At 59.1% G+C, this 25,195-nt stretch carries 19 protein-coding genes; 16 read left to right on the top strand and 3 right to left on the bottom strand.

Annotated features, from left to right (window positions below):
- Positions 1-27 precede the first annotated feature (27 nt).
- The 10 genes from atpD to NL64_RS17780 all read left to right on the top strand — a co-directional run bounded on the left by atpD (position 28) and on the right by NL64_RS17780 (position 13,396).
- On the top strand, positions 28-1,407 hold the full coding sequence (gene atpD / locus NL64_RS17825; protein WP_007911961.1) for a F0F1 ATP synthase subunit beta: 1,380 nt from the start codon (positions 28-30) through the stop codon (positions 1,405-1,407).
- A gap of 45 nt (positions 1,408-1,452) precedes the next feature.
- The gene (locus tag NL64_RS17820) at positions 1,453-1,878 is read left to right on the top strand and encodes a F0F1 ATP synthase subunit epsilon (protein ID WP_007969909.1); all 426 of its coding nucleotides are present in this window, start codon (positions 1,453-1,455) and stop codon (positions 1,876-1,878) included.
- Between the two features lie 112 nt (positions 1,879-1,990).
- Positions 1,991-3,358, top strand: a complete 1,368-nt coding sequence (glmU, locus tag NL64_RS17815) for a bifunctional UDP-N-acetylglucosamine diphosphorylase/glucosamine-1-phosphate N-acetyltransferase GlmU (RefSeq protein ID WP_034149391.1) — start codon at positions 1,991-1,993, stop codon at positions 3,356-3,358.
- A gap of 138 nt (positions 3,359-3,496) precedes the next feature.
- A complete protein-coding gene (locus NL64_RS17810; RefSeq protein WP_034149390.1) occupies positions 3,497-4,273 on the top strand; it encodes a DeoR/GlpR family DNA-binding transcription regulator in 777 nt (258 codons plus the stop codon).
- Position 4,274: 1 nt separating this feature from the next.
- The gene (gene glmS, locus NL64_RS17805; RefSeq protein WP_034149389.1) at positions 4,275-6,107 is read left to right on the top strand and encodes a glutamine--fructose-6-phosphate transaminase (isomerizing); all 1,833 of its coding nucleotides are present in this window, start codon (positions 4,275-4,277) and stop codon (positions 6,105-6,107) included.
- 125 nt (positions 6,108-6,232) lie between these two features.
- The gene (locus NL64_RS17800) at positions 6,233-7,135 is read left to right on the top strand and encodes a LysR family transcriptional regulator (protein WP_034149388.1); all 903 of its coding nucleotides are present in this window, start codon (positions 6,233-6,235) and stop codon (positions 7,133-7,135) included.
- 130 nt (positions 7,136-7,265) lie between these two features.
- Positions 7,266-7,892 carry a glutathione S-transferase family protein gene (locus NL64_RS17795; RefSeq protein ID WP_034149387.1) on the top strand — a complete coding sequence of 209 codons (627 nt, stop codon included), beginning with the start codon at positions 7,266-7,268 and terminating at the stop codon, positions 7,890-7,892.
- Between the two features lie 62 nt (positions 7,893-7,954).
- Positions 7,955-9,985 (top strand): FAD-binding oxidoreductase, encoded by a 2,031-nt coding sequence (locus NL64_RS17790; protein ID WP_034149386.1) that lies wholly within the window; start codon positions 7,955-7,957, stop codon positions 9,983-9,985.
- Between the two features lie 113 nt (positions 9,986-10,098).
- Positions 10,099-11,295, top strand: a complete 1,197-nt coding sequence (locus NL64_RS17785) for a DUF3142 domain-containing protein (protein ID WP_034149385.1) — start codon at positions 10,099-10,101, stop codon at positions 11,293-11,295.
- Positions 11,282-13,396, top strand: a complete 2,115-nt coding sequence (locus tag NL64_RS17780) for a hypothetical protein (protein ID WP_034149384.1) — start codon at positions 11,282-11,284, stop codon at positions 13,394-13,396. The genes NL64_RS17785 and NL64_RS17780 overlap by 14 nt, the downstream gene beginning before the upstream one ends.
- A gap of 3 nt (positions 13,397-13,399) precedes the next feature.
- On the opposite strand, the gene NL64_RS17775 is transcribed toward NL64_RS17780, so the two are convergent.
- Entirely contained in the window at positions 13,400-14,029 is a 630-nt protein-coding gene (locus NL64_RS17775; RefSeq protein ID WP_034149383.1) for a LysE family translocator, read from the bottom strand.
- Positions 14,030-14,174: 145 nt separating this feature from the next.
- Here NL64_RS17775 and NL64_RS17770 point away from each other — a divergent pair, with 145 nt between their 5' ends.
- Positions 14,175-14,648, top strand: coding sequence for an Lrp/AsnC family transcriptional regulator (locus tag NL64_RS17770; RefSeq protein ID WP_034149382.1), 474 nt, complete (start codon positions 14,175-14,177; stop codon positions 14,646-14,648).
- A gap of 60 nt (positions 14,649-14,708) precedes the next feature.
- Here the strand turns inward: NL64_RS17770 and lpdA are convergent, their stop codons facing one another.
- Positions 14,709-16,109, bottom strand: coding sequence for a dihydrolipoyl dehydrogenase (gene lpdA / locus NL64_RS17765; protein ID WP_034149381.1), 1,401 nt, complete (start codon positions 16,107-16,109; stop codon positions 14,709-14,711).
- Between the two features lie 217 nt (positions 16,110-16,326).
- Between lpdA and hflK (NL64_RS17760) the strand changes: the two genes are divergently transcribed.
- From hflK (NL64_RS17760) to cfaB, 5 genes are all read left to right on the top strand, one after another.
- Complete coding sequence (gene hflK, locus NL64_RS17760) at positions 16,327-18,285, top strand: protease modulator HflK (protein ID WP_034149380.1); 1,959 nt, start codon at positions 16,327-16,329, stop codon at positions 18,283-18,285.
- On the top strand, positions 18,282-19,322 hold the full coding sequence (gene hflC, locus NL64_RS17755; protein ID WP_034149379.1) for a protease modulator HflC: 1,041 nt from the start codon (positions 18,282-18,284) through the stop codon (positions 19,320-19,322). Before hflK (NL64_RS17760) ends, hflC begins: the two co-directional genes overlap by 4 nt.
- The gene (gene hflK, locus NL64_RS17750) at positions 19,319-20,377 is read left to right on the top strand and encodes a protease modulator HflK (protein WP_034149378.1); all 1,059 of its coding nucleotides are present in this window, start codon (positions 19,319-19,321) and stop codon (positions 20,375-20,377) included. The genes hflC and hflK (NL64_RS17750) overlap by 4 nt, the downstream gene beginning before the upstream one ends.
- Entirely contained in the window at positions 20,374-22,284 is a 1,911-nt protein-coding gene (locus NL64_RS17745; RefSeq protein WP_034149377.1) for a cation-translocating P-type ATPase, read from the top strand. Before hflK (NL64_RS17750) ends, NL64_RS17745 begins: the two co-directional genes overlap by 4 nt.
- A 178-nt stretch (positions 22,285-22,462) precedes the next feature.
- Positions 22,463-23,650 (top strand): C17 cyclopropane fatty acid synthase CfaB, encoded by a 1,188-nt coding sequence (gene cfaB / locus NL64_RS17740; RefSeq protein ID WP_034149376.1) that lies wholly within the window; start codon positions 22,463-22,465, stop codon positions 23,648-23,650.
- Here the strand turns inward: cfaB and cls are convergent.
- The gene (gene cls, locus NL64_RS17735; RefSeq protein WP_034149375.1) at positions 23,647-25,086 is read right to left on the bottom strand and encodes a cardiolipin synthase; all 1,440 of its coding nucleotides are present in this window, start codon (positions 25,084-25,086) and stop codon (positions 23,647-23,649) included. The genes cfaB and cls overlap by 4 nt on opposite strands.
- Between the last annotated feature and the right edge of the window lie 109 nt (positions 25,087-25,195).

Here is a 25,195-nt window from a genome sequence, read left to right as displayed (position 1 = left end):
CGGTTCAAATATTCAGAGGATCCAGCTATGAGTAGCGGACGTATCGTTCAAATCATCGGCGCCGTTATCGACGTGGAATTTCCACGCGACAGCGTACCGAGCATCTACAACGCGCTGAAAGTAGTGAGCGCGGCTGAAACCACCCTGGAAGTTCAGCAGCAGCTGGGCGACGGCGTGGTTCGCACCATTGCGATGGGTTCCACCGAAGGCCTGAAGCGCGGTCTGGAAGTTACCGATTCCGGCGCAGCCATCTCCGTACCGGTCGGTAAAGCGACCCTGGGCCGGATCATGGACGTCCTCGGTAACCCGATCGACGAAGCTGGCCCGATCGACACCGAAGAGCGTTGGGGCATTCACCGTCCAGCGCCTTCGTTCGCTGAACAAGCAGGCGGCAACGACCTGCTGGAAACCGGCATCAAGGTTATCGACCTGGTTTGCCCGTTTGCCAAAGGCGGTAAAGTTGGTCTGTTCGGTGGTGCCGGTGTAGGCAAAACCGTAAACATGATGGAACTGATCCGTAACATCGCCATCGAGCACAGCGGTTATTCCGTGTTCGCCGGTGTGGGTGAGCGTACTCGTGAGGGTAACGACTTCTACCACGAGATGAAGGATTCCAACGTTCTGGACAAAGTGGCACTGGTTTACGGTCAGATGAACGAGCCGCCGGGTAACCGTCTGCGCGTAGCACTGACCGGCCTGACCATGGCCGAGAAGTTCCGTGACGAAGGTAACGACGTTCTGTTGTTCGTCGACAACATCTATCGTTACACCCTGGCCGGTACTGAAGTATCCGCACTGCTGGGCCGTATGCCTTCCGCAGTAGGTTACCAGCCGACCCTGGCTGAAGAGATGGGCGTTCTGCAAGAACGTATCACTTCGACCAAGGAAGGTTCGATCACTTCGATCCAAGCGGTATACGTACCTGCGGACGACTTGACCGACCCGTCGCCAGCGACCACCTTCGCCCACTTGGACGCCACCGTCGTTCTGTCCCGTGACATCGCTTCCCTGGGTATCTACCCAGCGGTCGATCCACTCGACTCGACTTCGCGCCAGCTGGATCCGAACGTAATCGGCCAGGACCACTACGACACCGCTCGCGGCGTCCAGTACGTTCTGCAACGTTACAAAGAGCTGAAGGACATCATCGCGATCCTGGGTATGGACGAGCTGTCGGAAGCCGACAAGCAGTTGGTAAACCGTGCTCGTAAGATCCAGCGCTTCTTGTCGCAGCCGTTCTTCGTGGCTGAAGTCTTCACCGGTGCCTCGGGTAAATACGTTTCCCTGAAAGACACCATTGCTGGCTTCAAAGGCATCCTCAACGGTGACTACGACCACCTGCCAGAACAAGCGTTCTACATGGTTGGCGGCATCGAAGAAGCGATCGAGAAAGCCAAGAAACTGTAATCCCGGCGCCCGGCAACGGGCGCTAATTTAGGTTGAGGCAATCAGATGGCTATGACAGTCCATTGCGATATCGTCAGCGCGGAAGGAGAAATCTTTTCCGGTCTGGTCGAGATGGTGATTGCGCACGGTGCACTGGGTGATCTTGGTATCGCTCTGGGTCACGCGCCGCTGATCACTAATCTGAAGCCAGGTCCGATCCGCCTGGTCAAGCAGGGCGGGGAAGAGGAGGTGTATTACATCTCCGGTGGTTTCCTCGAGGTTCAGCCGAACATGGTCAAGGTTCTTGCCGACACCGTGCAACGTGCTGCCGACCTGGACGAAGCCTCCGCTCAGGAAGCCGTTAAGGCTGCCGAGAAAGCCCTGCATGAGCGGGGCGCGGAATTCGATTACGGTTCTGCTGCCGCACGTCTGGCCGAGGCCGCAGCTCAGCTGCGTACCGTCCAGCAGATCCGCAAGAAGTTTGGCCACTAAGCCAACGCTTGTTGTGTGATTGATTAAAAAGGGTAGCCTCGGCTACCCTTTTTTCTTTTCCGATTTTTAAACCCGGTCGCAGCCGCTGACCACCCAGGATTGGTAGCCAGTCATGTCTCTTGAAATCGTAATTCTCGCTGCTGGCCAAGGCACCCGCATGCGCTCGTCGTTGCCAAAAGTTTTGCATCCGATTGCCGGTAACTCGATGCTTGGGCATGTTATCCACAGCGCCCGGCAACTTGATCCACAGCGGATCCATGTGGTGATAGGCCACGGCGCCGACGCCGTACGTGAACGCCTGGCCGCTGATGATCTGAATTTCGTCCTTCAGGACAAACAACTGGGCACCGGCCATGCCGTGGCCCAAGCCGTGCCTTTCATAAAATCCGATACGGTGCTGATCCTTTATGGCGACGTGCCCCTGATCGAAGTGGAAACCCTGCAACGTCTGCTCAAGAAGATTGCACCGCGTCAACTGGGCCTGCTCACTGTCGAATTGGACGATCCGACCGGTTACGGCCGCATCGTGCGTGACGCGGCGGGTAACGTTACCGCTATCGTCGAACAGAAAGACGCCAATGAAGCCGAGCGCGCAATCACTGAAGGCAACACCGGTATTCTGGCCCTGCCATTCGCAAGTCTTGGCGACTGGATGAGCCGCCTCTCCAATAACAATGCCCAGGGCGAGTATTACCTCACTGACGTGATCGCCATGGCGGTAAGCGACGGGCTGGTCGTAGCCACCGAACAACCTCACGATGCCATGGAAGTGCAGGGCGCCAACGATCGCAAGCAGCTTTCCGAGCTTGAGCGTCACTATCAATTGCGCGCCGGCCGCCGTTTGATGGCTCAGGGCGTCACCCTGCGAGACCCGGCCCGTTTCGATGTCCGCGGTGAAGTTACCGTTGGCCGCGACGTGCTGATCGATATCAACGTGATTCTCGAAGGCAAAGTTGTCATTGAAGACGACGTGGTCATTGGTCCGAACTGCGTGATCAAGGACAGCACCCTGCGTAAAGGTGTGGTGATCAAGGCGAACAGCCATCTCGAAGGCGCAATTATGGGTGAGGGTAGCGATGCCGGTCCGTTCGCGCGCTTGCGTCCAGGTTCTGTGTTGGAAGCGCGGGCGCATGTGGGTAACTTCGTCGAGCTGAAAAATGCGCACATGGGCGAAGGTGCCAAAGCGGGTCACCTGGCCTACCTGGGCGATGCCGAAATTGGCGCGCGAACCAACATTGGCGCTGGCACCATCACCTGCAATTACGATGGCGCCAACAAGTGGAAAACGGTGCTGGGTGAGGATGTGTTCATCGGTTCCAACAATTCGTTGGTGGCGCCTGTGGATATCTCTTCGGGCGCAACCACGGCGGCAGGTTCGACCATCACTCAGAATGTGGATAACGCGCAGTTGGCTGTGGGGCGCGCACGGCAGAAAAATATCGATGGCTGGAAACGGCCGGTGAAGATTAAGAAGAGCTGAGTTATCCACAGCGATTGACAATCAAAAGATCGCAGCCTTCGTTTATCCACAGATAATTTCTCGTTGCACCGCTTGACGAAGTTTCGCTGATAGGTTTTGATTGCTTACGTTATCTTTCGAATCGAAACTTAATCAGCCATGTCGAAGCGCAACACACCACAACGTCGCCATAACATCCTCGCCTTGCTCACTGAGCAGGGCGAAGTCACTGTGGATGAGTTGGCCAAGCGCTTCGAAACGTCGGAAGTTACGATTCGCAAGGATCTGGCCGCACTTGAGAGCAATGGTCTGTTGCTGCGTCGTTATGGTGGGGCAATCACCATGCCTCAGGAACTGGTGGCTGACGTCGGTCTGCCAGTCTCCAAATACAAACAGGCCATTGCCCGCGCGGCGGTGACGCGAATTCGCGAACATGCGCGGATTATCATCGACAGCGGCAGCACTACCGCTTCGATGATCCCGGAACTCGGTCAGCAGCCGGGCCTGGTGGTGATGACCAATTCCCTTCATGTCGCCAACGCCTTGAGTGAATTGGAGCATGAACCGGTGCTATTAATGACCGGTGGCACCTGGGACCCGCACTCCGAATCCTTCCAGGGTCAGGTGGCCGAGCAGGTACTGCGCTCCTATGACTTCGATCAGTTGTTCATCGGAGCCGATGGCATCGATCTGGTTCGCGGTACAACCACGTTCAATGAATTGTTGGGTCTGAGTCGCGTCATGGCTGAAGTTGCCCGCGAAGTAGTCGTTATGGTCGAGGCCGACAAGATCGGCCGCAAGATTCCCAATCTGGAACTGCCTTGGAGCAGCGTCCATACCCTTATTACCGATGATCGCCTGCCGCTTGAGGCCCGCGATCAGATTCAAGCCCGCGGCATCACTTTGATATGCGCGGCTGTCAGTCAGGAGAAATAGCATGTGTGGCATTGTCGGCGCAGTCGCAGAACGTAACATCACCGCCATCCTGGTCGAAGGCCTGAAGCGTCTGGAATACCGTGGGTATGACAGCGCCGGCGTGGCGGTCTACACCAATGACGCAACACTCGAACGCGTGCGTCGACCGGGCAAAGTCAGTGAGCTTGAACTGGCGCTGGCCGAAACGCCGCTGGTCGGTCGTCTGGGCATCGCTCATACCCGTTGGGCAACCCACGGTGCGCCGTGCGAGCGCAACGCGCACCCGCATTTTTCCGGTGATTTAGCGGTCGTGCACAACGGCATCATCGAAAACCACGAAGCCCTGCGCGAACAACTCAAGGCATTGGGTTACGTGTTCACCTCGGAAACCGACACTGAAGTCATCGCTCATCTGCTAAACCACAAACTCAAGGATTTGCCTGACCTGACCGAGGCCCTCAAAGCAGCGGTTAAAGAGTTGCATGGCGCTTATGGCTTGGCAGTGATCAGCGGCAAGCAGCCCGATCGTTTGGTGGCCGCCCGCAGCGGCAGCCCGCTGGTGATCGGCCTGGGCCTGGGGGAAAACTTCCTCGCCTCGGACCAGTTGGCCTTGCGTCAGGTGACCGACCGTTTCATGTACCTGGAAGAGGGCGATATCGCCGAAATCCGTCGTGACAGCGCGCAGATCTGGGACGTTAACGGCCAAGTTGTCGAGCGCGAAATCGTGCAGTACCGCGACAGTGCCGAAGCGACGGAAAAAGGTACGTACCGCCACTTCATGCTCAAGGAAATCCACGAACAACCGACCGTAGTTCAGCGCACTTTGGAAGGTCGCCTGAGCCAGGATCAAGTGTTGGTGCAAGCGTTCGGTCCGCAAGCAGCCGAGTTGTTTGCCAAAGTGCGTAACGTGCAGATTGTCGCGTGCGGCACCAGTTATCACGCTGGCATGGTCGCCCGTTACTGGCTCGAAGAACTGGCCGGCATCCCGTGCCAGGTCGAAGTCGCCAGCGAGTTCCGTTACCGCAAAGTGGTGGTGCAACCCGACACGCTGTTCGTCACCATTTCCCAATCCGGCGAAACTGCCGACACGCTGGCTGCGCTGCGTAATGCCAAGGAACTGGGCTTCCTCGGTAGCCTGGCCATATGCAACGTCGGTATCAGTTCGCTGGTGCGTGAATCCGATTTGACGTTGTTGACCCAGGCCGGTCGCGAAATCGGTGTGGCTTCCACCAAAGCCTTCACCACCCAGTTGGTTGGCCTGCTGTTGCTAACCCTGTCCCTGGGTCAGGTTAAAGGCACGTTGGCCGAAGGCGTTGAAGCAACGCTGGTTGAAGAACTGCGTCGCCTGCCGACCCGTCTGGGTGAAGCGTTGGCGATGGACAACACGGTGGAGAAAATCGCCGAGCTGTTCGCCGAGAAGAACCACACGCTGTTCCTCGGCCGTGGCGCGCAATTCCCGGTGGCAATGGAAGGGGCACTCAAGCTTAAAGAGATTTCCTACATTCATGCCGAAGCTTACCCGGCCGGCGAGCTGAAACATGGTCCGCTGGCGCTTGTGGATAACGATATGCCAGTGGTTACCGTTGCACCGAACAACGAACTGCTGGAGAAGCTGAAGTCCAACCTTCAGGAAGTCCGCGCTCGCGGTGGACAACTGGTTGTCTTTGCTGACGAGAAGGCCGGCATGACCAATGGTGAAGGCACGCATGTTGTGCAGATGCCGCACATCCACGACATCCTTTCGCCGATCCTCTACACCATCCCGCTGCAATTGCTTTCGTATTACGTGGCAGTGTTGAAAGGCACGGACGTTGACCAGCCGCGCAACCTGGCGAAATCGGTAACTGTGGAATAAGTTATCCACAGATAGCGAAAAAGCAAAAAAGATCGCAGCCTGCGGCGGCTCCTACAGGGAATTGATATACACCTGCAGGAGCCGCCGCAGGCTGCGATCTTTTGATTTTTAACGAGGGTTCCTTAATGGATCGCTTCCAGGAAATGCAGGTCTTCGCCGCCGTAGCCCAAGAGCAGGGTTTCTCTGCAGCGGCACGGCGCCTGGGCCTGTCGGCGGCCAGCGTTACCCGAGCGGTGGCAGCGCTGGAGAAGCGCATCGGTACGCACTTGCTTACTCGCACAACGCGCAGCGTCCATCTGAGCGAGGCGGGCCAGCGGTATCTGGAGGACTGTCGGAGAATTCTCGCTGAGGTGCAGGAAGCAGAGGACTCGGCAGCGGGCAGTCATGCCCAACCACGTGGGCAACTCACAATCACTGCGCCGGTGTTATTTGGTGAGTTGTTTATCACACCGCTGATGGTGAGTTTTCTGACGCAATTCCCCGACGTCACGATCAATGCGCTGCTGGTTGACCGGGTGGTGAGTGTGGTCGAGGAGGGCATTGATGTGGCAGTGCGCATCGGCGAGCTTCCTGATAGCAATCAGCATGCGATTCGAGTGGGTGAAGTGCGGCGGGTGATCTGTGCATCACCGCAGTTTCTGGCAACCCATGGTCGGCCAAAACATCCACAAGAATTGGCTGACGCGCCGATCATTGCGACATCCGCGATCGGTCAGTTGAAAAACTGGCCTTTCCTTGAGGATGGCGAACCGCTGAGTGTTCGGGCAGATCCGCGACTCACCGTGACGGCGAATCAGGCGGCCATTACCGCCGCCGCCCTTGGTCTGGGCTTCACTCGCGTGCTGTCTTATCAGTCGGCGAGCAAAGTGGCGGCCGGGGAGCTGGAAATCGTACTGGCGGATTTCGAAATGCCGCCACTGCCCATCCATGTGATCTATCAGGGCGGGCGCAAGGCTGCGACGCGGGTTCGCAGTTTTGTCGACTTTACGGTGAAGGCGCTCCGAGAGCATCCGGCATTACGGGCTTGATGGTTTGTTTCACTCAGCGAAATAATGGATTGCGTTTGATGGTTATTCTGTTGTTTTGGTGACTGGTAGAAGATGGCCGCCAACGGTGCTGATCTCTCCCGAACAGCGCCACTTACTCGCGGAGTCGACCATGCAAGCCATCAAACTCTACAACTTCCCACGTTCCGGCCACGCACACCGTGTGGAACTGATGCTCTCGCTGCTGCAACTGCCTACCGAGCTGATCTTCATCGACCTGGCCAAGGGTGAGCATAAGAAACCGGAGTTCCTTGCACTCAACGTGTTTGGCCAGGTGCCTGTACTGGATGACAACGGTGTGGTGTTGGCGGACTCCAACGCGATCCTGGTCTATCTGGCGCAAAAGTACGGCGACGGTCGCTGGTTGCCAGCCGATCCGGTCGGTGCCGCCAAAGTGCAGCGCTGGTTGTCCGCCGCCGCAGGTCCCATCGCTTTCGGCCCGGCCAGGGCGAGACTGATCACCGTGTTTGGTGCGCCGTATAAGCCTGAAGAAGTGATTCCTTACGCCCACACCGTGCTCAAGGTGGTCGACCAGGAATTGGCCAACACGACTTATCTGGCTGGTAGCGAGCCAACCATTGCCGACGTTGCGGCCTATAGCTACATCGCGCATGCGCCGGAAGGCAATGTCTCGCTCGACGACTACGCCAACATTCGCGCCTGGCTGGCGCGTGTCGAAGCCTTGCCCGGTTTCGTCGGCATGCCGCGCACCGTCGCCGGCCTGCAAAAGACTGCCTGATGCTTTCGGCCCGGGTTTGTCGGGCCGTTCACGCTGCGCCGTTGGCGCAGGGAGAAGCCGTAATGGATCATTCACCGTGGCATGCCGGCGAGAAACAGTTGCAGGCACATGTAGGCGTAGTCGATCGAATGGAGACGTTGGGTCGTAGGGTGATTCGCCGCGAGATGCCTGACCAACACCGTACGTTCTATCAGCAACTGCCGTTCATGCTGTACGGCGCGGTGGATGCGGACGGTAATCCTTGGGCCAGCGTGTTGGAAGGTGAACCAGGCTTTGCTCATTCACCTGAGCCGGGGCTGTTGCAATTCGGCAGCCTGCCGGCTGCGGACGATCCAGCGCAATTGAGCGATGGTGCGGCAATCGGCCTGCTGGGGATCGAACTGCACACTCGCCGGCGCAACCGGATCAATGGGCGAGTCGAGGCCGTGTCGGCAAGTGGATTCGGGGTGACGGTGGAACAGTCCTACGGCAATTGCCCGCAGTACATCCAATTGCGCCAGTTTCGTTCGGTCCCGTTGGCAGATCCGACGACGCGCATCGCACAGCACCTCAGCGATCTGGATGACGCAGCCACAGCAATGATCGAAGCGGCCGACACATTCTTTGTTGCCAGCTTCGTGGACGTTGAGGGCGAGCGTTCGGTGGATGTTTCACACCGCGGCGGCCAGGCAGGATTCGTGCAGGTTGAGGGCAATTGCCTGACCATCCCGGATTTCGCCGGCAACCTGTTTTTCAATACCTTGGGCAATCTGCTGATTAACCCAAAGGCTGGTTTGTTGTTCATCGATTTCAATTCCGGTGACCTACTGCACCTTAGTGGGCGCACCGAAATTATCCTTGAGGGGCCGCAGGTCGAAGCATTTCAAGGTGCCGAACGTTTATGGAAGTTCCACGTGGAACATTTGGTGCGTCGACCCGCCGCTTTAGGTTTGCGCTGGCGTTTCGACGGCGTGTCACCCACCAGTTTGCTCACCGGAACCTGGGACCAAGCGAAGGCACGGCTGCAAGCAAAAGCCTTGGGCGATCAATGGCGACCGTTGCGGGTAGTCCGCATAGAAGCGGAAAGTCACAACATTCGCTCGATCTATTTCGAGCCGTCCGACGGAGCCGGTCTGCCGTTGTTCCAGGCCGGTCAGCATTTGCCGCTGCGATTCGACATTGATGGGGAGGTGCATATCCGCACCTACAGCTTGTCGAGCGCGCCGTCCGATGATTTCTTCCGCATTAGTGTGAAGCGTGATGGGCGCGTTTCTTCGCACCTGCATGAGCAGATATCGGTGGGCGATTTACTGGAGGCGCGCGCACCTCAAGGGCATTTCACCGTGGCGCCCCACGAACGCCGGCCGTTGATATTGCTGGCTGCTGGCGTTGGCATTACGCCGCTGCTATCGATGCTGCGTGAGGTGGTATATCAAGGTTTGCGCACTCGCCGTATCCGCCCGACCTGGTTTCTACAAAGTTCGCGGACCTTGGCGGATCAAGCGTTTCGTCCCGAGCTGGATCGCTTGCTCGAGAGTGCGGGTGATGCAGTCAGGGTAGTGCGCCTGCTCAGTCAACCGGAAGTGGACGCCCGGGAGGGTGAGGACTTCGATTTGCCCGGGCGGATTGATGTCGCGCTGCTTCAAGACCTGCTTGAGGTCGACGACTACGATCAGTTGGATTTTATCCTGTGTGGTCCCGGCAGTTTTACCCAGGCGATGTACGACGGCCTGCGGGAACTGGATATCCGCGATGCACGGATCCACGCGGAAACGTTCGGTCCTTCCACATTGCGCCGGCAACCCGATCCCGATGCGGTGGTTATCGAACAACCGCCCGCCGCAACGACGTCATTGCCGGTGGTGTTCCAGCGCTCGGCGAAGGAAGCGCGCTGGCAGCCTGATGCGGGTAGTTTGCTGGAGTTGGCGGAAAGCCGTGGCTTGCATCCTGAATTCAGTTGTCGCGGAGGCTCCTGCGGGACCTGCAAGACTCGCCTGATCAGCGGCCAGGTGAATTACCCACAGCCACCGGCGGAAGTGCCGGATGCAGGGCACGTACTGATCTGCTGTGCGATTCCTGCTCAAGGAACGCAGCCTTTGGTCCTGGATATCTGAGGGGGGCGCAGCAAGCCAGCATTGCCCATCGGCCGATGGCTGAGTAGGGTAAGGCGCAGTACGAAAAAGGGCCGTGACAGGCCCTTTCTGCATTTCAGGGACAGGCATTTCTAATGGTTTTAATCACCCGATTGTTCGTGTCGTTGGCGGCGCTTTTGCTGCTCAATGGTTGCGAACGGCAGGACGCCCCAGCGCTCGATCAGCAACTTTACGTCTGGCAAAGACAATGGACGCCGGCCCATGACGCTGCGTTAAGGGACAGCCGCGCAGAATTTTCGACCCTGCGGATACTCGCGTTACAGGCTTTCCCGCAAGCAGGTTGGAGTCGGGCGAAAATTGATCCGGTGCTGCTAAGCCGTGATGGGCGTCCGCTGATTGCGGTGATCCGCCTTGATGGTCAGCTTCAGTCATTGAATCAGGACGAGGTGACAGCGCAGATTCAGCAGGTGATCAGCGATTGGCAGGCTCAAGGGCTGACCCTCGCCGGTGTGGAAATCGACCACGATGCGGGCAATGCTCGGCTACCGGCCTATCGCGAATTTCTGACGCACTTGCACGCGCGTTTACCCCCAACGTTGCCGCTGAGCATTACCGCGTTGCCGGCCTGGCTCGACAGTCCTGAACTGCCTGCGTTGTTATCCACAGTCGACAGCAGCGTGTTGCAGGTGCATGCGGTGAGCGATCCGCGTAGGGGATTGTTTGATGCGGATCAGGCGCGGCAATGGGCCAAGGCCTGGAGTCGCATCTCGTCGAAACCGTTCTATCTGGCGCTGCCCGCCTATGGCGTGGCGTTGTTGCCAGGCACCAGTGGCGCGCCAATTGTGGAAAGCGAGGTGCTGCTCGATCGGGGTGGCGAGCGCCGGGAATTGCTGGCCGACCCGCAACAACTGAGCAAACTCGGCATCGAGTTGCGCAACGACCCACCCGCGCACTTGGCCGGGTTGATTTGGTTTCGCCTGCCACTGGCCAATGACCGTCGAGCCTGGAGCCTGACGACGTTGCGCGCGGTGGCTCGCGGTGATGTGCTGGTCAGTCGGTTGGCGCTGAAACTCTCGGCCCAGAACGACCTCTATGACATCGGTATCTCGAACGAGGGCAACCTCGACAGTGCCTGGCCCGAGCGACTGACCCTGGTAGCGCAGGGCTGTGAAGGCGCCGATGCACTGGCCGGTTATGCGTTGCAACAGCAACCGGATCTGCTTACCTTCACCCGCCAACGCGATGGCCGGATAGCGGCCGGCGGGCAGCGTGCCATCGGTTGGGCGCGCTGCGCAAAAATTGATCAAGGAGCGTCGAATGTTTACCCGTAACTGGCCGCGTCATTTGCTTTGCATGAGCCTCAGCTTGCCGCTGGGTTCGGCGCTGGCCTGCGGACCGGATTTTCCCATGCGTCTGCTGGACAACCGTGGCCAATCACTGGCGGAACTGCCTGAAGGCAACTTCAGCTTCGAGGTCAGCCGTCTCGGCCACGCGATTGCCGGATTAAAGACTGTTGCGCCAGCCGCCTACGGCATGGAAGCTTCCGATTATGCGGAGCAGCGAAACCTGGCCGAACAAACCGGTTTGACGGTGGAACAGCAAGCGCTGGTGAAACAGTTTCGGGGTTTGGCCGATGCGCGTCAGGTTGAGGTTCAGGGCGCGAACCTGCCGGCTGAACTCACACTCTACCTGGCCGGAGCCGTGGCATTCAGCGCCGGTGATCACGCACTGGCGGCCGAATACTTCCAGAAAGTGTTGGCGTTGCCGGCCGATCAACGTGCGTTGCGCAGCACTTGGGCCGCGTACTCGTTGGGCCGGTCGTTGTTCGCCATGAGCGCGGAGGCGGGCGCGGCTCCCGACCTGCTGGCGCAGTCACGCAAGGCCTTCGAGCAGGCACGCCAATTGAGTGTCGACGGCTTCAGCGATCCGCTGGAGCTGGGCGTCGCCAGCCTTGGTGAAGAGGCCCGCGTGGCCCGCACAGACGGTGACTGGAACAGCGCGATCGAACTCTACGCCGCGCAGAATGTTCATGGTTCGGCGGTGGGTTATACCTCGCTGAAATTGTTGATGGCCGATCTGGCGGCGATGCCTGAGGATCAGCTGACTGGTTTGCTTAAGGGGAAACCGGTACAGCAATTGGTTACCGCATCGCTGATAAGTCGACTCGGCTGGTCATTCGGTGATCAACCGTCGAACGAACAGAAGTTGATCAATCTCCTTCAAAGCAGCACGCGCGGCAGTCTAGATAACGCCGATCGCCTGGCGGCGATGAATTATCAACAGGGTGATTACGCCAGTGCCAAAGCCTTCCTCGAGCACGCCGGCGATGGTGGCCTGGCGTGGTGGCTGCGGGCCAAACTGGCCATGCGTGACGGCGATAAAAGCGCCGCAGCTGCTGCTTATGCGAAGGCGGCCCAGGCCTTCCCGCAGAGTGAATCCTGGGGTGACCGGAGAACGCCGGACTACGATTACGAAACGCTTCAGCCCAAGTGTCGGGTCGAAGGTGAAAGCGCGATTCTGGCCCTGCAACGCGGGGATTACCTGCAAGCTTTCGATCAACTTTATCGCAGTCAAAACATCTATTGGTTCGACGCAGCCACCGTGGCCGAGCGTGTGCTGACGCTTGATGAACTCAAGCATTATGTCGACACCCAGGTGTCGGCACCGCCGCCGCTCAGCCAGCAGGACCGTGATAATTACGTGCCTTTGCCGGTGGCGGCGAGCCTGCGCAATTTACTCGGGCGACGCTTGCTACGGGAAGGGCGCTACGAAGAGGCGCCGGCGTATTTCGATAATAGTGATCTGCAAAACAAGGCCAAGGCGTATGGCCAGATGCTTGATGAAGCGGACGCTGCATGGTGGCCAACCCGTCGCGCCGCTGCGTTATTTAATGCGGGCTGGATGGCGCGTGAATGGGGGATGGACATACTGGGCTACGAAATGGCCCCTGATTACGCGACGTTCGGCGGTAACTACAGCCTCGAAACCACCGAGCTTAAAGTCGGGCCGCTGGTGGCCCAGGACGAAGTGAAACGTCAGCAGGCCAGTGCCGCACAACCTGATCAACGTTATCACTATCGGTTCGTCGCCACGGCGTTGGCCAGTCGCGCCGCCGACAATTTGCCGCATACGAGCCAGGCGTTTGCGGCGGTGCTGTGCGCGGCGGCGGGTTGGAATAGCAGTCTTGAAGAGCATAACGCCTTCTATCAACGCTACGTCAAAGAAGGTCCCTATGTGGATTGGGCAGTGAATTTCGGTCATCAATGCCCGTATCCAGAGTTTCAGAGCGCCAACAAACGCTATGTAACTCAGGTCGTTGATGCTGCCCGCTCGACGCTGCGGCCCTACAAAAAATCGCTGCAGTATGGTTCCGTGATCGCGGTTACGGCAGCGGCGTTGCTGTTGATCAATCGTCGCCGCCGTAAGCAATAAGCCTCAAGCCTGTTGAACAAACGTCAGCCGCACCGCGAAACCGATCAACAGGCTTCCGAATAGCCACTGCTGCAGGCGCTGCGCCGATGGACTGCGTTGCAACCATCGGCCAAGCGCCGCACCGACGAGGGCGTAAGCGCTGTCGAACAGCAAACCGACGGCTACCAACATGACGCCCAGGGTCGCAAATTGCGCGAGCACCGGCCCGGCGTTTGGATCGATGAACTGCGGCAGCAATACCGAACAGAACAGCAGTGCCTTGGGGTTAAGCAGGTTGGTCAACAAACCCCGTTGGATCGCTTCGCGCCAACGGGGGTCAGTGTTGGATTCGTCGGCACCGTTCAGGTTTGGCACGAGCGTCGATCGCAGGCATTGAATGCCGATCCACAACAGGTATGCCGCGCCTGCCAGACGCACCAGGTCAAACGTCCACGGTGCAGCCTTGAACAGCGCCGCCAACCCCAGTGCCGCCAGCGCCACATGGCAACCACGGGCGATGGCCAAACCGATGGCGGTGGCCAGCGCCGCGCCTTTGCCCTGTCGGGCGCCGGTTTGCAGTAACAGGATCATGTCGGGGCCAGGCAACAAATACACCACTGCCAGCGCCATGAAAAACAGCCACAGTCCCGCCATGTTGCACCCCGTTCGTTGTCGATTTGGTACGGCCAGTCTAGAGCGCCAAGGCAGGGCAGGTGCTTGCGTAGTTTGCTTCTAATGCGGTGAAAGTTGGCATAACCTGCCATTAACTGATCGTTTGACTAACGGGATCTGCCAAACCATGAAACTGGATGCTTACGACCGGAAAATTCTGGCCGCGCTGCAACGGGACGGACGCCTGAGCAATGTGCAACTGGCGGAAGAAATCGGCCTGTCGGCTTCGCCGTGTTTACGTCGGGTGCGGATGCTTGAAGAAGCCGGGGTGATTCGTGGCTATCAGGTCAATCTGGATCGCGATGAGGTCGGGCTTGGGTTGACCGTGTTTGTCGGGGTCAAGGTAGAGCGCCATAACGACGAGCAGGCGGAGTCTTTTCGTTTGGCCGTGACGGCGTTGCCTGAGGTGATTTCGGCGTTCCTGGTGTCTGGGGAATCGGATTTTCTGCTGCAGGTGGTGGTGCCGGATTTGCGCGCCTACGACCGTTTTCTCACCGGGTGCTTGTTGAAGTTGCCGGGTGTGAGCGATATCCGCAGCAACTTTGCGATTCATACGGTGAAGACGCCGGGGGCGTTGCCTTTGGGGCATTTGCCAAACTGAAAAAGCGAAAAGATCGCAGCCTTCGGCAGTTCCTACAAGGCTGCGATCTTTTGATTTTATTTACATCTGAGTCGCCATCCCCTCCACATTCATCGCCGCCTGGCGCAACGCCTCGGAGCGGGTCGGGTGTGGGTGACAGGTCAGGGCGATGTCCTCGGCGGAAGCGCTAAATTCCATCGCCACGCAATACTCGCCAATCATTTCACTGACGCTCGGACCTACAAGGTGCACGCCGAGGATTTCGTCGGTGCGCTCATCGGCCAACACTTTGGCGAAGCCTTCGGTCTCGTGATTGATCTTCGCCCGGCTGTTGGCGGTGAAGGGGAATTTGCCGACCTTGAATGCGCGACCCTCGGCCTTCAGTTGTTCTTCGGTCTTGCCGACGCTGGCCAGTTCGGGTTTGGTGTAGATCACGTTGGGAATCAACTCGTAATTGACTTCGCCAGCCTTGCCAACGATCTGCTCGACGCAGGCCATGGCTTCGTCTTCAGCCTTGTGGGCGAGCATTGGCCCGGACGTCACGTCGCCGATCACCCAGACGCCAGCGGCTTCGGTGCGGTGGCCTTTGTTGGCGAGCATGCCGCGCTTGTCGGTGGCGAGGCCGACGTTCTCCAGCCCCAAGCCTTGTGTATAAGGTCGGCGCCCGATGGCCACCAGCACGTAATCGGCTTCGAGTATTTCGGCGGTACCTCCCGCAGCGGGTTCGACGCTGAGTTGCACGCCGGTGGCGGAGGTGGTGGCGCTGGTTACTTTCGAACTCAGCTTGAAAGTGATGCCTTGCTTACTTAACGAGCGCTGCAAGGTTTTGCCCGCTTCGCCGTCTACGCCGGGGCAGATCCGATCGAGAAACTCGACCACCGTCACCTGCGCGCCAAGGCGTCGCCACACCGAGCCCAGTTCAAGCCCGATCACGCCTGCACCAATCACCACCAGATGTTTGGGCACTTCCGTCAGCGACAGTGCGCCGGTGGAATCCAGGATGCGCTGGTTATCGATGTCCACGCCGGGCAGGGGAGTGGGCTCGGAGCCTGTGGCGATGATGATGTCCTTGGCGCTCAGTTCGGTCTTGCCACCGGCATTGTCCGTCACGGTGACTTTGCCGGGCCCGTCGATATGACCCCAGCCTTTGATCCAGTCGACCTTGTTTTTGCGAAACAGAAACTCGATGCCCTTGGTCAGCCCCGTCACGCTTTCATCTTTCTGTTTCATCATTTGCGCGAGGTTGAGCGTGGGTTTGACCTCGATCCCCAGGTTCGCGAATTCCGCACCCATGGCCGCGTCGTACAGTTCGGAGGCATGCAGCAATGCTTTGGACGGCATGCAACCGACGTTCAGACAGGTACCGCCGAGGGTGGCGCGTCCTTCTACGCAGGCCGCTTTCAAACCCAATTGGCCGGCACGGATCGCTGCGTTGTAGCCGCCGGGGCCACCGCCGAGTATCACGACGTCATAAGTGCTCATGAATTTACTCCTGGTTTGAAAGGGGATCGGAGGGGGTAAAAGTAGTCTTTGGTTAAAATTACGAGCGTAATATGTGCGTTCCGACGTATTTCGGTCAAGGCTTCAGGCAAGCGACAGGTCAGGCATCTTTAGATAGCGCAATTGAGTACAAAAATTTCACGGTTTTTGTTATATCGTAACGAATTGCGATGAGCACAAATTCGAATACTGGGGTGGTATGCAAGTCGATCTCGATGTTGATGGAGCCGAGGTAGCGACGCTGCCGCGGTTCCAGCAAGCGGTTTTCCAAGGGCGCCGATTGCGTCATTTCGCCATCGGCTTGGGTACGCTGGCGGCAATGGGCCTGGTATCGGGCTTTTTTGTCGGCCTGTTTGCGCCGCAATCACTCTGGCCTGCCTTGCTGTTCAATCAGAGCGCTGGGTTGCTGGTGATGGTCGCGGGCCTGCAATCCGCGTGGTGGGTGACGCAATGGCGCGAGCGGGCGATGAACCCCGTGATGCCAGTGATTGTGCCTGAAGACATGGAAGCCCCGGTCGGGTGGTATGAACGGCTGCTGGATCGGCTCGGCCAGCGCGGACGGAATGTGCTCAGGCAGATAGGGGCACCGACGCTGTGGTTGGGCGGCTGGGCGTTGTTGGCGTTGCTCAGCGTCGAACAGGCGTGGAACCTTACTTTGCCCCCTGCGGCACTGGGACTGTCAGCTTCTGTCGGCGCGGCCCTCGCGTTATTGCTCGCTTTCGGGTTGCTGGTGCTCGAGCGCCAACTTGCCCAGGAAAACACCGCGCAATGGCCTGAAGCCGGGGCGTTGGGGCAGTTGACGCGGGTCGCAATCATCAGCCTGGTACTCGGTGCGTTGTGCCTGCTGTTCGGCAATGAAACCTCGGTCTGGCCTGTACGTTTGGCCGTGTTGATCGGGATGGTGCCGGGACTTGTCGCGGCCGAGTTGCTGCTGCGGGCCGTGCTGTCATTGTTCAGTCCTCGCCGAGATCAACTTGAACCAGCCTTGCTCGCGCGCAGCTTTCTCGCCGATATGCTGCGCTGGCCTCCGCAACCTCTTCTGGCATTGCAGCACGAATTACACAACCGCTTCGGTATCGACCTGCGGCAGATCTGGGCTTTCACTTACATGCGCCGGGCGTTTTTGCCGGTGTTGGGCGTTGTCGCCATCGTCGGTTGGTCACTGACCGGTATTCACGAAATACCGCTGCAAGGGCGAGGCATTTACGAGCGCTTTGGCAAACCGGTGGCGGTGTTTGGCCCGGGGTTGCACGCAGGTTTACCGTGGCCGTTGGGTCAGGTCCTCAGTGTCGAAAACGGCGTGGTCCATGAATTGGCCACCAGTGTCGGTGAGATGTCGGCACCCGTGCAGGTCGACCCTGCCGAAGGCCCGGCGCCGATGACCGCCAATCGGTTGTGGGACGCGAGCCATGTGAACGACAAATCCCAGGTGATCGCCAGCAGCCGTGCCGACAAGCAAAGCTTTCAGATCGTCAACATGGATGTGCGCTTTGTCTATCGCATCGGTCTGAGCGATCAGGCCGCGTTGGCCGCGACCTACAACAGCGCCGATGTGCCGACGCTGATCCGCAGCACAGCCAGCCGAATCCTGGTTCACGATTTTGCATCGCGAACGCTCGATGGGTTGCTTGGCGAGGACAGGGTAGGGCTCGCCGAAGAGATCGGCCGGGCTGTTCAGGCGGATCTGAAAAAACTCGACAGCGGCGTTGAAATACTCGCGACGGTGGTCGAAGCGATTCATCCACCGGCAGGAGCAGCCAATGCTTATCACGGTGTACAAGCGGCGCAGATCGGCGCGCAAGCGTTGATTTCCCGTGAGCGCGGAGCCGCCGCCGAAGCCACTAACCAGGCGCAGTTGCAGGCGAGCATTGCACATGATCAGGCCACCGCCACCGCTCATGAAATCAATGCAACCGCACAGGCTGCAGCGTTGAAATTCAGCGCCGAACAAAAGGCTTACGCCAGCGCCGGTCAGGCCTTCGTGCTGGAGCAATACCTCAGTCAACTTTCCCACGGCCTGGCCAATGCCAGATTGCTGGTGCTCGACCACCGTTTGGGCGGCAGCAGCAATGCGCCGACCATTGACCTTCGTACATTCACGTTGCCGGCTGACCCTGCGCCGTCCCGTCAAACCGCTCAGCCAGGAGCCGCCCATTGAGCCAGCACCCTACCCACGATCACGATGACCACAGTGGCCACGATCACGGTCACGGCGGCCATCACCACCACGGCCATCACCACCATCACGGCGATCCGCAAGAGGCCGGCCCATTCCCTTGGCGACGTATGGGTTGGGCGGCATTGCTGGTAGCGTTTGCAGTCGCGGCCGCGAGCCTTGTGCAAGTGCGCTCGGGCGAAGCAACGGTGATCACGCGCTTCGGCAATCCTTCGCGAGTGTTGTTGCAGCCGGGCCTGGGTTGGCGTTGGCCGGCACCGTTCGAAGCGGCAATTCCGGTGGATCTGCGGCTGCGCACTACTTCCAGCGGTTTGCAGGATGTGGGTACGCGGGACGGGTTGCGCATCATCGTCCAAGCGTATGTGGCATGGCAGGTTCAGGGCGATCCGGACAACGTGCAACGTTTCATGCGCGCCGTGCAGAATCAGCCGGACGAAGCGGCGCGGCAAATTCGCACTTTTATCGGCTCGGCGCTGGAAACCACCGCAAGCAGTTTTGACTTGGCCAACCTGGTGAACACCGACGCCAATCAGGTGCACATCGCCGATTTCGAAGCGCAACTGCGTCAGCAAATCGATCAGCAGTTGCTCACAACCTACGGCGTGCGCGTGCTGCAAGTGGGCATCGAGCGTTTGACCTTGCCATCGGTCACGCTCACGGCAACGGTTGATCGGATGCGCGCCGAGCGCGAAACCATCGCCACCGAACGCACCGCCATTGGCAAACGCGAGGCCGCGCAAATACGTTCCGCCGCCGAGCGTGATGCGCGGATCGTGCAAGCCGATGCCACGGTGAAAGCGGCCGACATCGAGGCGCAATCCCGACTCGAAGCCGCGCAGATTTATGGCCGCGCCTATGCCGGTTCGCCGCAGCTCTACAACTTGCTTCGTTCGCTCGACACCTTGGGCACGATCGTCACGCCGGGTACGAAACTGATTCTGCGCACCGATGCCGCGCCATTCCGGGTGTTGGTTGACGGTCCGCCGAACCTGGAAAACAAGTCCGGATCGCAGCCATGAGTCAGGTTCCACGTGGAACAAATGAGTTGAGCAGTCCTTGGATTCAGGCAGGTCGCTTGGCATTTCTCGCGCTGTACGCGGTGACGGTATTGGCCGCTTTGGCTTGGGCGTTCTCCAACGTGCGGCAGATTGATCCGCAAAATCGCGCCGTGGTTTTGCATTTCGGCGCACTGGATCGCATTCAGAATGCCGGATTGTTGTTAGCGTGGCCGCGCCCGTTTGAACAGGTGATTTTGTTGCCAGCGGCAGAACGCGTGATTGAACGTCGAGTGGAAAATCTGCTGCGCAGTGATGCAGCGTTGCAGGCTGATCGAGTGGCCAGTTTTGCCACACCGATCAGCGATGCACTGGCAGGCTCCGGTTATTTGCTGACCGGCGATGCGGGAGTGGTGCAACTGGATGTGCGGGTTTTCTACAAAGTCACCGATCCGTATGCGTTCGTGCTCCAAGGTGAACACGTGTTGCCGGCGCTGGATCGCCTCGTCACCCGCAGCGCCGTGGCACTGACCGCCGCCCGCGACCTGGACACCATCCTGGTGGCACGCCCGGAGCTGATCGGCGCGGATAAAAACGCGGCCGAACGACGGGAACGTTTGCGCGGTGACTTGGTGCAAGGCATCAACCAACGGCTGGCCGAATTGGCGGCGACGGGGCAGGGACTGGGGATTGAAGTGGCGCGGGTCGATGTGCAATCGAGTTTGCCTGGCCCGGCGGTGAACGCCTTTAACGCCGTTTTGACCGCGAGCCAGCAAGCGGATAAAGCCGTAGCCAACGCGCGCACCGAAGCCGAGAAACTCACCCAAACCGCCAACGAACAAGCCGACCGCGCGTTGCAAGTCGCCCACGCCCAGGCGAGCGAACGGCTGGCAAAAGCCTCAGCGGATACCGCCACCGTATTGAGCCTGGCGAAGGCGCAACAACAGGGCACTGACCCGCAAATGTTGCTGCGACTCTACCGCGAGCGGATGCCGAAAATTCTCGGCCAGGCCGGCTCGTTGACCACGGTTGATCCGAAAGACGATTCCCGCCTGATCATTCAGGGAGCAGCACAATGACCGAGCAAACCACCACTGCACCGAGCTTGTTGTCATCGGCCGAACGACGCAGCGCTGCCCGTCAGTTGACCTTGGCCATGCTCGCGTTGGGCCTGCTCGCACTCGGTCTTGTGTGGCGCTGGCTGTCACCGGAGCAAACGGGTGTCAGTCAATTGCTGCTCGGTTTTGCATCCTTGCTGGTGGCCGTGCCGGTGATGCGTTCGGCCTGGTACAGCTTGCGCTATCCGAGCCTGCATGGGATCACCGATCAGTTGATCGCCCTGGCGATGCTCGGTGCCTGGGCGACGGGTGATCTGCTCACGGCGGCATTGCTGCCCATCATCATGATCTTTGGTCATGTGTTGGAGGAGCGCAGTGTGATCGGTTCGCAGGAAGCCATTCACGCGCTCGGCAAGCTCACTCGCAGCCAGGCACGAAAGATTCTGGCAGATGGCTCCATCGTCGAAGTCGACAACGGCACGCTCATGGCGGGTGATCGGGTGGAAGTACGTGCCGGTGATCGTGTGCCGGCGGATGGGCGGGTGTTGTCCGGCCAGGCGAGCCTGGACACTGCGTCCATTACCGGCGAATCGGTGCCGATGGAAGTGGGTGTCGGCATGCAGGTATTCGGCGGCGCCATCAACCTCGACGGCCTGCTGCGCATCGAAGTGACACGAACCGGCCACGAGTCGACCCTTGGCAAAGTTATCGCCCTGATGCAAAACGCCGAGCGCTCCAAGCCGCCGATCACGCGACTGCTGGAACGTTATGCCGGCAGCTACATGGTGCTGGTGTTGCTGCTGGCAGCGGTGACGTGGTTCATCACCAACGATGCCCAAGCCATGCTCGCGGTGTTGGTGGCGGCGTGTCCTTGTGCGCTGGTGTTGTCCGCACCGGCGACGGCGATTGCCGGGGTGGCGGTGGCGGCGCGGCACGGAATTCTGATCCGCAGCTCGGCATTTCTAGAGGAGTTGGCAGACCTGACCTCGCTGGTGGTCGACAAGACCGGAACCCTGACCTTCGGTACTTTGCGCCTGCAATCCATCGAGAGCCCGTTGGAAGATCGCAGTCATGTGTTGAAACTTGCCGCCAGTCTCGGCTCTGCCAGCAGTCACCCGGTCAGCCGTGCGTTGGCCGGGCTGGTGACGCAGGAGCATTTTTTGCTGCTCTCGGACATTCATGAGCGTCAGGGCCTGGGCGTGGTCGCGATGACCGAGCAGGGTGAGGCTGCGCTGGGACGACCTGAGTTGTTTGGCCAGTTGAGCATCCCCACTTCAGCCGTTCCTGAACACGATGGTCCGATTGCCGGCCTGGCGCTCAACGGTGAATTCCTCGCCTGGTTGTTACTCGCCGACAGCGTCAAACCCGAAGCCAGATTTGCCCTGAGTGAGTTGCGCGAGCTCGGCTTGGGCCGCCAGCTGTTGCTTACAGGGGACCGGCAAAGTGTCGCGCATACACTCGCGAGAGATGTCGGGATTAGCGATGTCGAGGCTCAGGCCCTGCCCGAAGATAAGCTCAATCGCGTGCTGAAAGAAATCGGTAACGGCTTCCGTCCTATGGTGGTAGGCGACGGCATCAATGATTCTCTGGCGCTCAAGGCCGGGGTGGTCGGCGTGGCCATGGGCGCCGGCGGGGCGGACATTGCGCTCGCCTCGGCGGACATCGTGCTGATCGGTAGCGACCTGCGCCGACTCGGCACTTGTGTACGGCTGAGCCGTCAATGTCGGCAAACCTTGCAGGTCAACGTCATCATTGGTCTGGGCTGGACACTGGCGATTGTTGCATTCGCCGCGTTCGGCTGGCTCGGTGCCGCAGGGGCGATGATTGCGGCGCTATTGCATAACCTCAGCACGTTGCTGGTGCTGGGTAACGCCGGACGTTTACTACGCTTTCAAGAGCCGCTCCTCAAGCTCAACGACGAATTTTGACAGGGACTATAGTTATCGAACTGTGCGCCGCTTTTGCAGTCATCTACGGTAAGAGCGGTCATTTCTGTGAATCCGGTACACACTGGACTTATAGAAATCCGCTATTAATTCGATAGCCAGCTATTTTTCAAGGATGGTCTAACCTCTCATCAGACGTCTGAAACAAGGGGGATTTTCCATGCTCGCGCAACTTCCACCGGCCTTACAGAATCTGCAGTTACCGCTACGCCTGCGACTCTGGGACGGCCATGAATTCAATCTGGGGCCGACGCCCAGCGTCACGATTGTGGTCAAGGACCCACAAATGGTTACCCAATTCACCCATCCAAGCCTGGACGCGCTCGGGGCGGCGTTCGTCGAAGGCAAATTGGAGCTCGAAGGTTCCATCAGCGACGTGATCCGCGTCTGCGATGAATGGAGTCAGGCGTTGTTGAACGAAGACGACGACAATCAGCCTGTACGGACTGTTCACGACAAGGAGACCGACGCCAAGGCGATTTCCTACCACTACGACCTTTCCAACGCGTTCTATCAGCTCTGGCTCGACAGTGACATGGCGTATTCCTGCGCTTATTTCGAGACCGGCAGTGAAAGCCTTGAACAAGCCCAGCAAGCCAAGTTCCGCCATTTATGTCGCAAGCTGCGCCTGCAACCGGGCGAGTATTTACTGGATGTCGGCTGCGGTTGGGGCGGGTTGTCGCGCTATGCGGCGCGTGAGTTTGGCGCGAAGGTGTTCGGTATCACCCTCAGCAAAGAACAACTGGCTTTGGCCCGGGAACGGGTGAAAGCGGAGGGCCTAGAGGATTTGGTCGAACTGCAATTACTCGACTACCGCGACCTCCCTCAGGATGGACGCTTCGACAAAGTGGTCAGCGTCGGTATGTTCGAACACGTCGGCCACGCTAACCTGGCTGAGTACTGCAAAACCCTGTTCGGCGCGGTGAAAGAGGGCGGCCTGGTGATGAATCACGGGATCACCGCCAAATACACCGATGGCCGTCCGGTAGGGCGCGGTGCTGGCGACTTTATCGGGAAGTACGTGTTCCCCAATGGCGAGTTGCCTCACTTGTCGATGATCTCGGCGCAGATCAGCGAAGCAGGGCTTGAGATCGTCGATGTCGAGAGCTTGCGCCTGCACTATGCCCGCACCCTGGATCACTGGAGCGAACGCCTGGAGGACAACCTCGACGCCGCTTCCAAACTGGTACCGAATCAAGCCCTGCGAATCTGGCGTCTCTACCTGGCTGGATGTGCTTACGCGTTCGCCAGAGGCTGGATCAACCTGCACCAGATTCTCGCGGTGAAAGCTCACGCCGATGGCAGCCATGAACTGCCATGGACCCGCGACGACATCTATACGCCTTAAAGAATCGGCGAGATAAGCCGGGCGACCCGCATGCCCACCTGTTGCAGGCGTGCAGTCTCCCGGCCTTCTTCCTTGGCAATTTCGTGAGCCTGGTCGAAGTCATTGTTGAGCATCTGCGCCACTTCGGCGGCAAACGCGCTGTCGACCGTCAGCAACATCACTTCGAAATTCAACCGGAACGAACGGTTGTCCATATTGGCGCTGCCAATGGCGCTGATTTCATTGTCGATGAGCACCACTTTCTGATGCAGAAATCCGGGTTCGTAGCGGAACACCCGCACGCCAGCGCGCACCGCTTCGAAGGCATAGAGGCTGGAGGCGGCGTAGACGATTCGGTGGTCGGGGCGAGAGGGTAGAAGAATCCTTACATCCACCCCGCGCAGCACCGCGAGCCGCAGCGCAGCGAGAACCGCTTCGTCGGGAATGAAATACGGAGTGGTAATCCATACCCGTTCTGTTGCCGCGTGGATGGCTTCGACGAAGAACAATGAGCAGGTCTCGTAGGAATCTGCCGGGCCACTGGCAAGCAATTGGCATAGCACACCGTCGTCCGGGTAGACCTCCGGCAAGATCAGCGGCGGCAATGAGCGGGCTGCCCAGAACCAGTCCTCAGCGAAGGACTCCTGCATGCACGCCACCACCGGACCGCGAACTCGTACATGAGTATCGCGCCAAGGCGCCAGGGGCGGTTTCTCGCCCATGTATTCGTCACCGACGTTATGCCCGCCGACGAAGCCGAGGACGCCGTCGACCACCACGATTTTACGGTGATTGCGGAAGTTGACCTGGAAGCGGTTGAGCCAGCCGCTGCGGGTGGCAAAGGCTTTGACCTGGACATTGGCATCGCGCAGCGACTGCACGTAACTGTGGGGCAGGGAATGGCTGCCGATTCGATCGTAGAGCAGATAAATCGCCACGCCTTCGGCGACTTTCTCCAACAGCAGTTTATGCAGGCGTTGGCCGAGGCGATCGTCGTGAATGATGAAAAACTGCACCAGCACCGCTTCCTTGGCCTGCCGGATAGCGTCGAAAATGGCATCGAAAGTGGCTTGGCCATTGATCAGCAATTGCACTTCGTTGTTGGCCAGGCACGGCATGCGACCCAACTTCGGCATGGCCCGCAAGGACGCATAAGCATTGGACGCGCGAGCGGTCAGCGCCTCTTCAACCCATGGCCGCCAGTTAAGTTCGGAGATTGCCTTGCGCATTTCTTCGTTGGCCTGGCGTCGGGCCTTGATGTAGCCGTCGAAGGTGCTGCGACCGAAAACCAGATACGGAATGAGCGTCAGGTAGGGCATGAAGAACAGCGACAGGGCCCAGGCGATCGAGCCTTGGGCGGTGCGCACGGTCAACACGGCATGTATCGCTGCGATCATACCCAGTGAGTGCAGAAGTGCGATGGTGTAGCCGAAAATGTGCGGTCCAAAATAATCCATGGGGGCAGCCTTGCTCCTGAAGATTCAATGCTTAAAAGACCATGTTCCGGGCAGAATGTCGCTATTTAATTGGCCCATGAACCGAAGCCGACCGGCGACGTCTAACGGC

The organism is Pseudomonas fluorescens (assembly GCF_000802965.1).
GTDB classification, from domain to species: domain Bacteria; phylum Pseudomonadota; class Gammaproteobacteria; order Pseudomonadales; family Pseudomonadaceae; genus Aquipseudomonas; species Aquipseudomonas fluorescens_A.
The sequence above is the reverse complement of the archived record's forward strand: the minus strand, read 5'-3'. Positions and strand labels throughout refer to the sequence as shown.